Annotated in this window: 13 protein-coding genes; 8 read left to right on the plus strand and 5 right to left on the minus strand. The window is 48.5% G+C overall.

Features of this window, described 5'->3' with window-relative positions; genetic code table 11:
* Positions 1–91 precede the first annotated feature (91 nt).
* The 3 genes from QMG90_RS13555 to QMG90_RS13565 all read left to right on the plus strand — a co-directional run bounded on the left by QMG90_RS13555 (position 92) and on the right by QMG90_RS13565 (position 4326).
* Positions 92–1282: a mandelate racemase/muconate lactonizing enzyme family protein gene (locus QMG90_RS13555; protein ID WP_283280166.1), complete on the plus strand. Its 1191-nt coding sequence runs from the start codon at positions 92–94 to the stop codon at positions 1280–1282.
* Positions 1283–1558: 276 nt separating this feature from the next.
* Positions 1559–2953, plus strand: coding sequence for a C4-dicarboxylate transporter DcuC (gene dcuC, locus QMG90_RS13560; protein ID WP_283280167.1), 1395 nt, complete (start codon positions 1559–1561; stop codon positions 2951–2953).
* A 59-nt stretch (positions 2954–3012) separates the two neighbouring features.
* The gene (locus QMG90_RS13565; RefSeq protein ID WP_283280168.1) at positions 3013–4326 is read left to right on the plus strand and encodes an MmgE/PrpD family protein; all 1314 of its coding nucleotides are present in this window, start codon (positions 3013–3015) and stop codon (positions 4324–4326) included.
* 198 nt (positions 4327–4524) lie between these two features.
* On the opposite strand, the gene QMG90_RS13570 is transcribed toward QMG90_RS13565, so the two are convergent.
* The 3 genes from QMG90_RS13570 to QMG90_RS13580 all read right to left on the minus strand — a co-directional run bounded on the left by QMG90_RS13570 (position 4525) and on the right by QMG90_RS13580 (position 7489).
* Positions 4525–5529 (minus strand): IS110-like element IS4321 family transposase, encoded by a 1005-nt coding sequence (locus tag QMG90_RS13570; RefSeq protein ID WP_000427623.1) that lies wholly within the window; start codon positions 5527–5529, stop codon positions 4525–4527.
* A gap of 231 nt (positions 5530–5760) precedes the next feature.
* A complete protein-coding gene (locus QMG90_RS13575) occupies positions 5761–6807 on the minus strand; it encodes an aldo/keto reductase (RefSeq protein WP_283280169.1) in 1047 nt (348 codons plus the stop codon).
* 82 nt (positions 6808–6889) lie between these two features.
* On the minus strand, positions 6890–7489 hold the full coding sequence (locus QMG90_RS13580) for a TetR/AcrR family transcriptional regulator (protein ID WP_283280170.1): 600 nt from the start codon (positions 7487–7489) through the stop codon (positions 6890–6892).
* A 187-nt stretch (positions 7490–7676) separates the two neighbouring features.
* Here QMG90_RS13580 and gcvA point away from each other — a divergent pair, with 187 nt between their 5' ends.
* The 3 genes from gcvA (at position 7677) to QMG90_RS13595 (ending at position 10396) form a co-directional block, all read left to right on the plus strand.
* Positions 7677–8582, plus strand: coding sequence for a transcriptional regulator GcvA (gcvA, locus tag QMG90_RS13585; RefSeq protein WP_283280171.1), 906 nt, complete (start codon positions 7677–7679; stop codon positions 8580–8582).
* A 75-nt stretch (positions 8583–8657) separates the two neighbouring features.
* A complete protein-coding gene (locus QMG90_RS13590; RefSeq protein WP_283280172.1) occupies positions 8658–9485 on the plus strand; it encodes a DMT family transporter in 828 nt (275 codons plus the stop codon).
* A 20-nt stretch (positions 9486–9505) separates the two neighbouring features.
* Entirely contained in the window at positions 9506–10396 is an 891-nt protein-coding gene (locus QMG90_RS13595; RefSeq protein WP_283280173.1) for an oxidoreductase, read from the plus strand.
* 66 nt (positions 10397–10462) lie between these two features.
* Here QMG90_RS13595 and QMG90_RS13600 read toward each other — a convergent pair whose 3' ends face one another.
* On the minus strand, positions 10463–10633 hold the full coding sequence (locus QMG90_RS13600) for a hypothetical protein (protein ID WP_283280174.1): 171 nt from the start codon (positions 10631–10633) through the stop codon (positions 10463–10465).
* A gap of 135 nt (positions 10634–10768) precedes the next feature.
* On the opposite strand from QMG90_RS13600, the gene QMG90_RS13605 reads away from it, so the two are divergent.
* Together QMG90_RS13605 and QMG90_RS13610 are read left to right on the plus strand one after the other, a co-directional pair.
* Positions 10769–11119, plus strand: a complete 351-nt coding sequence (locus QMG90_RS13605; RefSeq protein ID WP_283280175.1) for a hypothetical protein — start codon at positions 10769–10771, stop codon at positions 11117–11119.
* Between the two features lie 366 nt (positions 11120–11485).
* Entirely contained in the window at positions 11486–12112 is a 627-nt protein-coding gene (locus QMG90_RS13610) for a hypothetical protein (protein ID WP_283280176.1), read from the plus strand.
* 391 nt (positions 12113–12503) lie between these two features.
* On the opposite strand, the gene QMG90_RS13615 is transcribed toward QMG90_RS13610, so the two are convergent.
* A complete protein-coding gene (locus QMG90_RS13615) occupies positions 12504–13271 on the minus strand; it encodes a hypothetical protein (protein ID WP_283280177.1) in 768 nt (255 codons plus the stop codon).
* Between the last annotated feature and the right edge of the window lie 275 nt (positions 13272–13546).

A 13546-nucleotide genomic window follows, 5' to 3' on the forward strand; every position in this document is an offset into this window, starting at 1 on the left:
TATTAACCAGCCAGTTTATAAAAAGTGTCATTACTTTTTTAAATGACCGTGTCATTTAATCATGAGACACATTTATTCAGGAGAATTAAAAATGAAAATTGTCAGCGTTGACATTATTGATGTAAAAAACCCGCTACAGTCGGCAGTGGCTAAATGGCGTCCGATTGTGGTGCGCATTAATACCGACGAAGGTATTTCCGGGTTTGGCGAAGTGGGGATGGCATACGGTGTAGGTGCCTCCGCCGGATTCGGCATGGCGAAAGATCTTGCTGCGATTATTATCGGCATGGACCCGATGCAAAGCGAGAAGATCTGGGACAAAATGCAGAAGAAAACATTCTGGGGACAAGGCGGTGGTACAGTGGTTTCCGCCGGAATGAGCGCGATTGATATCGCATTATGGGATATTAAAGGCAAGGCACTTAATGTCCCCTGCTATCAACTTTTAGGAGGCAAATGCCGTGACTCATTGCGCACTTACGCCAGTCAGTTACAGTTTGGCTGGGGAGACGCCGCAAAGAAAGAGATCCTGACCACACCGGCACAATATGCGGCAGCGGCAGAAAAAGCCCTCGCCGAGGGTTATGACGCGATAAAAGTCGACGTCAATGAAATCGATGAACAGGGTGGTTTGAAAAAACGGAATTTGTACGGTGTCTTTGCTGACCGCGACTTAATGGTGGGGTATAAACGCATCAAAGCCATTCGTGAAGCGGTTGGTGATGCTATTGATATTATCGTTGAGGCGCACGCCCTGACAGATACCGCGTCCGCGATCCGTTTTGGTAAAATGATCGAAGAGTTCCGTATTTCCGCCTATGAAGAACCCACCATGGCGCTCAATTCCGGGCAGCTAAAAGAAGTCAAACAAAATGTGAATATTCCCATCGCTGCGGGTGAACGCATTTATACCCGCTGGGGATTCCGGCCATTCTTTGAAGAACATATTATTGATTTGATCCAGCCCGATCTGGGAACGTGTGGCGGCCTGAGTGAAGCGAAAAAGATTTGTGATATGGGGCATATCTACGATACCACATGCCAGATTCATGTGTGCGGAGGTCCAATTATGACCGCAGCATCGTTACAACTGGAATGCGCGATCCCTAACTTCGCTATTCACGAACTGCATCGCTATGCATTGCTGGAAGGAAACCGGAATACCTGTAAATACGATTATCTGCCGAAAAATGGTCAATATGAAATTCCTGATCTCCCGGGAATTGGCCAGGAATTGACAGATAAATCTATCGCCGAGTCACCAAAAGAAACGGTGCAATAAATTTGTCATTAATGGTAAAAGACATTATACATTGGGACAAAATACGGATAAAATATCCGCAGCAGAATAAATTAATTAAGTAAAGCAACCGGTCATAGGTACGTTTGCTTGCATCTGATATTTTTATTGCCACAGAAAATGGTTTGCAATTATTTAACCTTTTAAAAATATTCAGAATAAATAATAACACCTGTATTTATTATGCGTCCTGTTTCTCGTCATATTCCCTGGGGCAAACTGGGAGAGTCCCTTTTTGTCCTGAATGAGGATAGAACAATGGGATTGATCATATCATTATTTGTTATCGCCTGGGTTGCCTGGGCGATAGCAAAGAAAGGTTACGCCACCGCCATTTTATTGATAGCTGGCGTGGTGTTATTGAGTCTTTCGGTATTATTTGATTTAGGGCCGGGACTGGTATTAAAAAAATCGACCGGTAATGGTTTCTTCGATATCTTTCTGGTCGTTCAACAGATTATGTCATCTAATCTGGCCGGGTTAGGGTTATCGATTATGGCGATGGGTGGGTTTTCCCGCTATATGGATACCCTTAATGCAGGCCAGGCGCTCTACGCTATTGTTGGCGGGCCGTTGAAATATATTAAGTCGCCCTATGTTCTGGCTTGCATGGGATTTATTATTTCGCAAATTGTCGGTATGGCGATCCCCAGCGCATCCGGGCTGGCGTTAATGCTCATGGTCACGTTATACCCGGTCATGATCCGCGCAGGGGTTTCCCGTTTAACAGCAGTGGCGATCATTGGTTCGAGCCGTTTTTTTGACCTCGGCCCAGGTTCGGCCAATTGTCTGCTGGCGGCAAAAACAGCGGGAATCGAATGGGCAGAATATTTCCTCAACTGGCAGCTGATCATCTATTTTCCATTGATGCTCACGATGCTGATTTCCCATTATTTCGTTCAGCGTTACTGGGATCGCCGTGAAGGTCCTGATCCGGAAGAAATGGTGCTGCGGGAAAAATTCCATCAGGAGCAAACCGATCAACAACTTTCCATACCTAAAATTTATGCCCTGTTGCCGATTATTCCTCTGGTGATCCTGCTGGCGTTTAACCCGGTGGTTCTGGGTGAGTTCGGTATCAATATCAAAGTCGATGTTCCCACGGCGATTGTGCTTAGTACCTTTATTGCCATGGCGTTTGAATTTATTCGCACCCGCAAAGGGCTGGATGTCATGGCTGGCATGAAATCCTTCTTTGAAGGGTTGGGTAAACAACTCACCGTGGTGGTCGCGCTGATCGTTGCCGGCCAGGTTTTTGGTGAAGGGTTGATCGCAATCGGCTCGGTGAACTCGCTGATTACTGGCGTGGAAGGCATCGGCCTGGGGGCTGGTTTCATGATCTTATTCATGAGTCTGGTCATTGGTGTCGTGGCTTTCCTGATGGGTTCAGGTAACGCCCCTTTCTTCTCTTTTGCCGCGTTGATTCCGGAGCTGGCGACAAAATTTGGCGTACATTCCGCCGCGATGCTGCTCCCCTTACAAACGATGACCGGTTTCGGTCGTACACTTTCTCCCGTAACGGGTGCGATTGTCGCCATTGCCGGGATTGCAGGGGTATCTCCGTTCCAGATTGTAAAACGCAATGCCGTGCAGCTCATTCTTTGTGCCGTGGTTAACTTTATTTTGACGTTCATCTTTATACTTCCGTCTTAATAAAGCGTTCTTTATTGATGTCCTTTTTTTAAAGGACATCTTTTTATCGAGGAGCAACGATGGACAGGATCCAACAAAACCTGGCCGACTTTATCGCCGGGTGCGATTATGCCAACATTGATAACAAGTATATTCAGGATATCAAATATCGAATTATTGACTGGCTTGGCTGCGCCATCACTGGCGCTCACTACCCCCAGTCAACGATTGCACGGCAGTTTTTTTCCCAGTCACAGGGAATTCAGGAAGCGACGATCATTGGTGCGCAAGGTAAATATCCTGCCGGTAACGCAGCGCTGGTTAACGGTATTATTGGTCATGTTTGTGAACTGGACGATGGTCATCGTAAAGCTATCGGTCACCCCGGTTCAGTTACGCTGCCCGTAGCGCTGGCGCTTGGCGAAAAGCTGAACGCCAGCACAGAGGATTTTCTTAAGGCGTTGATTCTGGGCTATGATCTTTTCGCCAGATTGGGGCAAGCCGTGAACCCTTCGCATTATGCTACCTGGCATACTACAGGGACCTGCGGCGCCTTTGCGGCAACGGCCACGGCGGCGTCACTGATGCGGTTAGATCCACAACAGACCTGTCACGCGCTGGGTATTGTGGCGACCCTTGCCAGCGGAATTCAGGAATCATTCGGAACGCATGCTAAGGCACTGACGATTGGTAATGCCTGTCAGAACGCGATCTATGCGGTCTCACTGGCTAAGCTTGGTTACACAGGCTCCCCCACCGCCATCACCGGGAAAAAAGGATTTATTTCATCGACCTGTACTGAGGCGCATCTTGATATTCTGAGAAATCCCAGCGAAGCCACACTCATCTCGGATACGGCATTTTATAAAATCTATGCGTCCTGCGGTCACACCAACTCGCCGCTGGATGCGCTATTCAGTTTGCTGAAACAGCACACCATCTCTCCCGAGCACATCAAACAAATCACCGTGGAAACCTATAAAGTCGCGGTCGATATCACCCGGGAATTAAAGTCTGATACAGAAGATGCGGCTAAATTTTCGCTACCCTACTGTCTGTCAGTCGCCATTCTGTTTGGTGAGGTGTCGCTGCGTCAGTTCCGGCCCGCTATTCTGCATGATCCCGACGTCAACGCGCTGGCGGCGAAAGTACAGGTTGTTGAATCCGCTGAGGCAACAGCACGCTTTCCCAAACGGCAGGCCAGCGTCAGCATACGGTTACATGATGGTACGCAGTATGTGGCACAGGTTATGGATGCAACAGATGAGGTAAATACGCATCAAATCGAACAAAAATTCCGCGCGGCGACCAGCCATCTCGCCGGGCAGGAAACGGAATCTATGGTCACTCCCGTTTTTGCAACACCGATTTTGACGACAAGTTGGCTTGCTTGAATCTATCCGGCGTCTGAATGGGATTTTATTCCCGCGCCTTGATGAGTTCCGCGCCTGATGAACCTCCAGAAAATATACGGCTTCAATGAGCCTTTCCGTTTTACAGGTTCCTCAACAGGCCGGTGGGCCGTTAGTATCATCAATATCAGTATTCGCAAAACCAGATCAGTAATTCTTTAAACCGGTGTATTTCTGCCGTTATGCTACATAAGTTTGCTGTCGTGCCGTTAGGGCCCAGGCTATTCTGGCCAGCTTGTTTGCCAGAGCACAAGTGACGACAAAGTTGCTTTTCCGGCACAGTAAATCCCTGACCCAATCGGCCAATTTGCCAGACTGGTGTTCCAGTTTTTGTATGAATACCCTGGCACATTGAACCAACAAAGTTCGGATCTTTTTATTACCTCGCTTACTAATTCCCAGCAATGTCGTCCTACCTCCCGTGCTGTACTGCCGAGGTACAAGCCCTGTTGCCGCCGCAAAGTCACGGCTGCTGGCGTACTGCTTCCCGTCGCCAATCTCAGTTGAAATAGTACTCGCTGTCAGTGTTCCGACGCAGGGAATGCTCAGCAAGCGCTGTCCAACCTCATCTTCGTCCAACTTTCGTTTCAACTGGGATTCCAAATCTTTAATCTGCTCAACAAGATAGTGATAATGCTGTTGTAATTTCAGCAATAACTGGCTGAGGTAAAGAGGCAAACTATTATCCTCAAGAATGGTACTCAGTCGGCTAATAACGGCAGCTCCTCGGGGAACGCTAATGCCAAATTCCAGCAGAAAAGCATGCATTTGATTGGTTGTTTTTACCTTATCCTGAACCAGGGATTCACGGACACGATGCAGAGCCCGCATTGCCTGCTGAGATTCCGTTCTGGGCTGCACAAAACGCATAGACGGACGCGATGCAGCTTCACAAATAGCTTCGGCGTCGACAAAGTCGTTTTTATTGCTTTTAACGAACGGGCGGACAAATTGTGGTGATATCAGCTTTGGGGAATGCCCCAACTCTTCCAACTTGCGTGCCATAAAGTGAGAACCGCCACAGGCTTCCATTGCGATGGTTGTAGCGGGGCATGTCGCCAAAAATTCGATCAACTTTGGCCGGGTAAATTTTTTACGGTAAACAGCCTTCCCGCGACGATCCTGGCAATGAATATGGAAAGAGTTTTTACCCAGATCGATACCAATGAGCGCAATGTTTTCCATGATAGTTCTCCGAATGAAAGCCTGTCCTCAGCATAGTACCGGGAAGGAGGGAGTGACCATCTCATTAAATATCCTGTGTTATTTACGGGAAATGGAACAGCATGCTGATCTTACCCCATTAATTCGCTATATCTCGCAGTCTTGCGACTAACGGCGAGCCCAGCCAGGAGCTCAACTGCACGATGACCTGCGCTGCTGGCGCGATCTCCCTATCACGCAAGCAGAAAACCCTTACGCTACCGGGTCAGCAGGCAAATCAAACAGATCGGCTTTGCCACCCGTATAGAGCTGGATAGTGGACGGCTCGGTATACATCCGATGCGGGAAGGTTGCCGGAATCGCGCTGGCCTGGTCGAGCTTCCCGATTTGCTCAGGGGTGAGCGTGAGCTTCACCGAGGCGAGGTTTTGCTCGAGCTGCTCATGAGTACGAGGACCGATGATCGGCAACGCTCCCCTGGCGGCGACCCACGCGATGGCAACCTCACCCGCTGTCACACCCGCCTCGCTGGCGACGGCTTCGACGGCATCAAGAATTGCGGTCCGCTGTGGTGAATCTTCGGCCTGGAAAACCTTGCCCCCGAAGCCTTCCCGGCGTCCGCTTTCACCTTTGCGATATTTACCGGTGAGCATACCGCCGCCAAGCGGCGACCACGCGACGATGCCAAGACCGAGTCCGTGCGCAGCGGGCAGCATTTCGTGTTCAACCGTGCGTTCGACCAGGCTATATTCCAGTTGCAGCGCGGCAATCGGCACAGCGCCTCGCAGCTCGGCAATAGTGGCAGTACGCGCCAGGCGCCACGCGGGAAAATCGGACAGCCCGGCGTAGAGGATCTTACCAGCCCGGGCGAGGTCATCGAAACCACGGACGATCTCCTCGGACGGCGTCACCTGATCAGGAAAGTGCGCCCAGAGCAGATCAATGCGGTCGGTTTTGAGGCGCTTCAGACTCGCTTCTACCGAGCGAATCATCGACAGGCGGCTATTACCACTGGTGAGGATGCCCTCCGAAGGGTCCGTCTGCGACGTATACTTCGTCGCCAGCACGAATTGATTCCTGCGGCCAACCAGTAAGTCACCGAGGATCTCCTCGGATTCACCAAACTGATAGCCATTGGCGGTGTCGATGAAATTCCCACCGGCATCGGCGTAGGTATCGACGATGCGGCGAACCTCGTCAGGTCCGGCGCCGTGTCCCCAGCGCGTCCCAAAAGTACCGGCGCCCAATACGAGTTCTGATACCCGCAGGCCCGAGTGTTTACCAAAGAGTTTGTAACGCATATTCACTCCCGTTGATCAGGTTAGTTGACTATTTGCTTGCACAAGCCACCTGGACTCGAGCGTAAGAGCAGGAAACCGCTGGCTACTGTTCGGTGAACGCAGCCGTTTTGCTGGATCCAGGTAACGCGTCAGCCGCAGCTTCCAGAATTCGTCGTGACAAATTTTCGTCTTCTACGGCGCGTGACAACATCAGCGCGCCGACCATCATTGACAGAATAGCGAGGGCATTCATATCGTTTTGTGTCTCCCCCTGACTACGGGAAAGGGCTTTCTCAATAACCTCTGAATAGCCCCGAATACCGTTCTCAAAACTCTGGCGGATTGGCCCCTCCCGGCGGGCGACGTCCGCCACCAGGGCAGCAATCGCGCAGCCCACGGCGGGATTGTTCCGGTGCTCGGGCGAGAGATATCGGTCGATGATCGCCGCCATCACATCGCCATTGCTGCTGTTAATGAGCGAATTCAGCGTGTCAATATTTGCCGCCATCGCCTGCTCGCACGCTTCAACCGCAAGATCATCTTTTGACCCGAACTGCTTGTAGAACCCGCCTTGCGTCAGGCCCACAGCACCCATAATTCCGCTCAAAGCAACACCGTCAATGCCGTGTTCGCGAAAAAGTTTCGCTGCTTCCTTAACAACAGCGCGACGATTCTCCTCGGCCTTCGCCCGACTCACTTTCATGGAATACCTCAATATGATTTTAGATTATCAATATAATCTAAAAAGGATAGTAGTAAAGGAATCTTTAACGGTCTGCCGCTGACGCCCGTGATTACGATTACCTTGCTAATCTTTCTGTCGCAGTTTCTTTTGCAAAGGATCCGGCATATCGTGTTATGAGTGTTAGCTCATTAACAGGAACGACATCATGCGTGACCTCCCCCCTACCGCCACGCTGCGTACATTTGAAGTTGCCACCCGCCATACCACATTTACCTCAGCGGCCGCAGAGCTGTTTATTACACAAAGCGCGGTCAGTCATCAGCTGAAAAATCTGGAGGAAATCTGGGGCGTGCAGCTTTTTGAGCGAGGGAAAACCCTCAGGCTGACCCCGGCTGGTGCAGCGCTTGCTCCCCTGGTGCGCGAATTCTTTAGTAAGCTTGAAACCACACTTGCCGATCTTCGAGAGCAAAAAGGCCGGGTGCGATTGCGGGTTAATACCACTTACTCTTTCGCCCTGAAATGGCTGCTGCCCCGCCTGCCAGGTTTGGCACGTTTGCATCCGGAAATTCTGGTAACGCTGGAAAGCACTGACAAAGCCATCAATTTCGCCAGTACCGATTCCGATGTGGCGATCCGTTTTGGCCATGGTAATTATCCGGCGCTGCACACAGAATTTATGTTCCGCGAGCAGCTATTTCCGGTTGCCAGCCCGGCGCTATTACAACGTTTTGGCATACCCGACGAACCTGCCGAACTGCTGCGTTACCCCCTTCTTATGCGTGATGGCGCGGATCTGGTGCCGAAATGGGATGTCTGGTTTAAGTTTATCGGCCTGAACACGGATGTGCTGCATGAAAGCGTTCGTTTCGCGGATACTAATATGACGATTGAAGCCGCGCTACTCGGTCAGGGCATTGCATTAGCACGCAGCGGGCATGTTGAAAAAGAGATTGCTGATGGCAGTCTGGTGCGCCTCTTTGATGTGCCTTTTCCTTCCCCCGCCGCCTATTATTTCGTCTGCCCGAAAGGTATCGAAACGCAACCGCACATCATTCATTTCCGTAAATGGTTACTGGCGGAATCACAACAGGCGCAGCTCAGTTACCGTTGAAGTATGAGTATTTGCTCATAGTTTAATGACAACACTTCACTTTTCATTCGGGCACATGCCGTTTAGCATCAGGATATGCCCATTCATATTGTTTTACTTACATTATTTGCCGCTCTGCTACATGCCAGCTGGAACGCCTTGTTGCGCGGCGGGACTGACCGGTTATGGTCGATGACCATTATGTGTCTGACGATCGCCGTGACCTGTGCCGCAACCGCACTGTTTTTGCCAGCCCCTGACAGCGCCAGCTGGAAATACGCGCTGCTCTCGGCACTGCTGCATGTCGGCTATAACCTGTGTCTGATACGCAGCTATCGGAGCGGAGATTTCGGCCAGACCTACCCGATAGCACGCGGTTCTTCACCACTGATGGTGACCTGTGCGGCGGCACTGTTCGCCGGGGAAAGAATTGAACTGAGCACCCTTCTCGGTATCACACTCATTTCCGTCGGCATCCTGATGCTTGCCGCCGTTGGGCGCAAACGGGTGATGTCAGGTTTGCAATATCCCCTTGCTACAGGGGCGTTTATCGCCGCGTATAGCGTCGTGGATGGTATGGGTGTGCGCGTCTCCGGCAACGCGCTTTCCTATACCGTATGGATGAGCGCATTATGGGGTGTGATGATGCCAGCACTCTATATCACATTGCGCGACAGTAAAAGTTTGCTCTGCTGGCGACCCGATTTACTCCGTGCGGCAGGGGGCGGTCTTGTTTCGCTGCTCGCTTACGGCATCATCATTTATGCCATGACAGCAGCGCCAATGGGGGCTGTCTCTGCATTACGTGAAACCAGCGTGTTGTTTGCCGCTGTGCTGGGTTATCTGTTTCTCGGCGAAACGTTAACGCTGAGAAAAATGCTGACGTGCACAATGATTGCCGCCGGTACGCTGATGATAGGTTAATCAAATCAGGAGAATACACGATGTCTGACCATCTCTCGATTGCGCTTGTTGGTCCGGGGGCTATCGGTACGACCATCGCCGCTGTACTTCACGAAGTTGACCGTACCCCCGTTCTTTGCGGGCGCACCGCGCATTCGCAGTTAATTTTGCGTCATGATGAGGGTGAAATTGTCGTACCAGGTCCGGTACTGAGCAATCCGGCGACGATAAGCCACCCGTTCGATCTGGTGTTTGTCGCGTTGAAAACGACTCAGGTCGCTGACAGCGCCGGGTGGCTGGCCGCATTGTGCGATGAAAATACTGTTGTGTGCGCACTGCAAAATGGCGTCGAACAGGAAACACAGCTGAAACCCTTTGTTAACGGCGCAAAAGTGTTGCCGTCGGTGGTGTGGTTCCCGGCCCAGCGCGAGCCTGATGCTTCGGTATGGTTACGCGCCAGACCGCGCCTGACGCTGCCGCATGTGCCGCAGGTAAAACGGGTTGTAGATGCGCTCGCGGGCACGCGCTGCGCGGTTGAGCTGTCTGCTGATTTTATCTCCATCGCCTGGCGCAAACTGTTGCAGAACGCCGTCGCGGGTCTGATGGTGCTGGCGAATCGCCGTGCCGGAATGTTCGCCCGCGAGGATATCACTGAACTGGCGCTGGCTTATCTGCGCGAATGTCTGACGGTAGCCCGTGCGGAAGGCGCAGAACTGCCCGATAGCGTTCTGCAGGAGATCATCGACGGTTTTCATCGCGCCCCTGCGGATTTAAGTACCTCTATTCTCGCCGACCGTCAGGCCAATCGCCCGATGGAGTGGGATATCCGCAACGGCGTGATACAGCGTTATGGTCGCTTACATCAGATTCCAACGCCCATCAGTGACGTCGTGGTGCCGCTGCTGGCGGCAGGAAGTGAGGGGCCAGGTTGATAACGTTCTGGAGCAGAGAACATACGGCCTCCCTATTGATTGCCAGTGGAGGCCGTCTGCGTTTTATTATCCTTTCGGCTCGATCCCTCGAGATTGCAATTCCTTTCGCAGTATCCGTTTTAGCCAGGTCGCCAGCGTACTGTCGCCATCCTTACGCGCCTGCTCTTCAAGCTGTATACGAAACTCATGAGAAAGTCTGATTTGGTACTGATCGGTTTTCGCCTTTTGTGTTGACATTGTAATTACAAATTCCGTAGCATAGTCTTATTGTAATTACACCGCAATGACGAGGTGTAATGCAACTGAAATGAAGCCCGGCAGTGCGCGAACACATGCCGGGCCTCTGACCACAACATTAACGGAGATAATGCTATGGCTAACGCTGATGCTACCACAAACATATATACCGACTCACTGCGCTATACGGACATTCACTATTCTGATATGGCAGGCGCACTGGCGAATATTGATTTTTCCAGAATGGATGACGGCGAATGTCTGATGCTCTCCTGGCGCTGCGACGAAACCCGCGCGGGGTTATGCCACTGCCTGGCTTTTTTAGGTGACTTGCTGGCAAAGGGAGATGCTAACCTCATGTCAGAAAACTATCGTTGTCAGATAGCACATACGCTGACAACCATCAGCCAGCTTGTCCCTGCCCTCACCGACTTGTCACAATTTGTTATGGCCGATTTGCGTGGGCGGGGAGCAGTACTGTCGTAAGTGTGGAAGGCATGAGCCCACGAAGGTGGGCTCTGGAAATCTGATACAGGTAACACAACGCATCGTTGTCAGCACCGAGTGAAAAAACATGCCTGCCATTTTTCACAAATGCCTTTAAATCAAACGATGAGGATGCTACTGAGCGGAAATAGGTTGACAGGCTGCTTAGTGCCAGTAGCGGACGTATGAACACTTGATTTAATTCTATTAATGGCAGAGCATAGTGGATAAAAATGGAGGACCGTTGGTGATTATTGTATCATATACTCACCGTATATAACCTTTGCGATTCATAATTCTTTCATTGTTTTATTATGATGAAAGTTGCGTGATTTGATGTAATGAGATAAAGGGAAAAAGATTGTCATGAAAAAAATAGTATCTATATTTTCTTTGGCAGTGATTCTGTTATTATCTATGAAAGGTATTACCTATATCGATTTTTCCGAAAAAGATATGATAAAATCAATCGTTCCGGCCTGGATTCAAGCCATTGGTAGTATTTTAGCAATAATTATTGCTGGTATGATTTCAGCCAATCAAATTAAACATGAAAAACAACTTGAAAAAAGAAAAGTAGCCGAGTCAGATTTGGCAAAAATGCATATAGTAAGAGCGTTGATAATACGTTCGTTAACGTTAATGAATGAGGTCCGTACGGCAATGGAACGTGGCGAAAAAAACGACTTTCAGCAAGTATCTCCGTGGACTATGCGTAATACAAAGCGCGCAATTGATAATTTAAATTTATTTGAAGTACCAGAGGGAATGTTAGCTCTAGATCTGTTGGCCATAGGCCCATCTCTTGAGGAAATAGCAAAGTTATGGGAACAATGTATGCAAGAGTCATTACACTCTGAAAATCACACCCCTACTATTGATTCTTATAATGATCTTGATGAAGCATCTCAAGAGGTTTTGAAAATATGTGAAGCCGCTTTTAAATTGGCTACGCAAGAGGTTAATCGGCTTTTGGCTATAGTTAAAGAATGACATTGTATCGAATATTATTTTATTGGTTTAAGCTCATAATGCCTACAATTATATAGATGCTTTCTGTTAACTCTGCAGTATTATTTTTCATGATGCTCTTAACTTTCACGGCTAAGAGAAAATTACGTTGTAATGATATCGTTATAAATGAGGCGAATAACTCTTACAACGGAGCAAGAGGGTTGTCACAAATAGAGGAGCTCTAGATATATACATCAATGATACAGGCTTCAATATATCACTGTAATATTGCAGATCAATGCCTGCACAAGTATATTAACCCGCTCAAGGCTATTTAGCAGACTTGTACAAGTCTCCTCCAGTAACGCTTCATGTCAAAAGCGGGCGTTATGTATAGAGTAAATAATCAGTCATTGGAATCGGGCTAGTTTTAGTTAGGAGGGATGATAGCCTTAGAGTTTAACAGGATGCTTCGGTCACTTCCTTCGTACGTGGAAGTAAAACTTCCTATTTTTCTCTCCAAGAAATCAGACCAATTTCTACCTAGCTCATCTATAAAATCAACAAATGAATCATCGACCCGCTCACTATAACTGGGTACCCAAAGTAATTTAGGTTCATTTGAACCATTGATTGTAATATAGCGATTCAAAGTCATATATACAAAACAATTTATCGAAGAATAAGAATGAGTTAATGCATCACAAGCTAATGCTTGGACTAAATAAGGTGAAATGCCAGTAAAACCATCATTGACAAAAAATAAAACACCCTTGGCGTTAGGAACATCGAAATATTTTTTTGTTTCCTTAATTTGTGTGTTTGCTTTTTTTAGAATCCTAGTAATTCCCGGGCGAGCCAGTCTTACAAATTCATATTTAAACCAATTTGGAAAATTATCATTTCCTCCTAAAAGCGAAGGTTTCCAATCCGGGCATTCTTGTAGTAATCGCTTCATCATTTCAAAAAACTTTATTTCTGCACCTTTCTGGTTAAGGAATTCGGTTTTAATTTCTTTTAACTCACCTATTATATTATGGTTCTTGAATGAATAATCAGCATTTTCAAAAGAAGGATTCCCTGGTAAAATATCAGATACAACACATCCTCCATTTTGTCGAATAAAAGAATGAAAGGTGTCCTCAACTGGCAAAGGGGAATGTGGACCAATATCCCAAAATTTTTCATAATTGCTCATGCCGACCTCATAATTAATAATAAAAAAAGGGGTATAACCAATCCAAGATTACAACACTAGGCAGTGATAGTCCACAGGCAATTAATCCTTTATATCCCCCTTAATTAGTAGTTTCATTAATAAATGTTCATTTTAATTGATGTATTCTCTGTGTCAAAAGCTTACGTTTGCGAGTATTGATATAAAGTATTCATAAATTAAATTCCTGTTTTAGGCGAACTTCTTTAGTCACAAAGTCCGCTTCTCGCTCATAACGGACATTCAGCGCTCTGTAT

It is taken from the genome of Trabulsiella odontotermitis (assembly GCF_030053895.1).
Classification (GTDB): Bacteria; Pseudomonadota; Gammaproteobacteria; order Enterobacterales; family Enterobacteriaceae; genus Trabulsiella; species Trabulsiella odontotermitis_C.

Coding starts and splice junctions, on each gene's coding strand:
- QMG90_RS13555 (WP_283280166.1), top strand. CDS start 92: ATGAAAATTGTCAGCGTTGACATTATTGATGTAAAAAACCCGCTACAG.
- dcuC (WP_283280167.1), top strand. CDS start 1,559: ATGGGATTGATCATATCATTATTTGTTATCGCCTGGGTTGCCTGGGCG.
- QMG90_RS13565 (WP_283280168.1), top strand. CDS start 3,013: ATGGACAGGATCCAACAAAACCTGGCCGACTTTATCGCCGGGTGCGAT.
- QMG90_RS13570 (WP_000427623.1), bottom strand. CDS start 5,529: ATGGAAAACATTGCGCTCATTGGTATCGATCTGGGTAAAAACTCTTTC.
- QMG90_RS13575 (WP_283280169.1), bottom strand. CDS start 6,807: ATGCGTTACAAACTCTTTGGTAAACACTCGGGCCTGCGGGTATCAGAA.
- QMG90_RS13580 (WP_283280170.1), bottom strand. CDS start 7,489: ATGAAAGTGAGTCGGGCGAAGGCCGAGGAGAATCGTCGCGCTGTTGTT.
- gcvA (WP_283280171.1), top strand. CDS start 7,677: ATGCGTGACCTCCCCCCTACCGCCACGCTGCGTACATTTGAAGTTGCC.
- QMG90_RS13590 (WP_283280172.1), top strand. CDS start 8,658: ATGCCCATTCATATTGTTTTACTTACATTATTTGCCGCTCTGCTACAT.
- QMG90_RS13595 (WP_283280173.1), top strand. CDS start 9,506: ATGTCTGACCATCTCTCGATTGCGCTTGTTGGTCCGGGGGCTATCGGT.
- QMG90_RS13600 (WP_283280174.1), bottom strand. CDS start 10,633: ATGTCAACACAAAAGGCGAAAACCGATCAGTACCAAATCAGACTTTCT.
- QMG90_RS13605 (WP_283280175.1), top strand. CDS start 10,769: ATGGCTAACGCTGATGCTACCACAAACATATATACCGACTCACTGCGC.
- QMG90_RS13610 (WP_283280176.1), top strand. CDS start 11,486: ATGAAAAAAATAGTATCTATATTTTCTTTGGCAGTGATTCTGTTATTA.
- QMG90_RS13615 (WP_283280177.1), bottom strand. CDS start 13,271: ATGAGCAATTATGAAAAATTTTGGGATATTGGTCCACATTCCCCTTTG.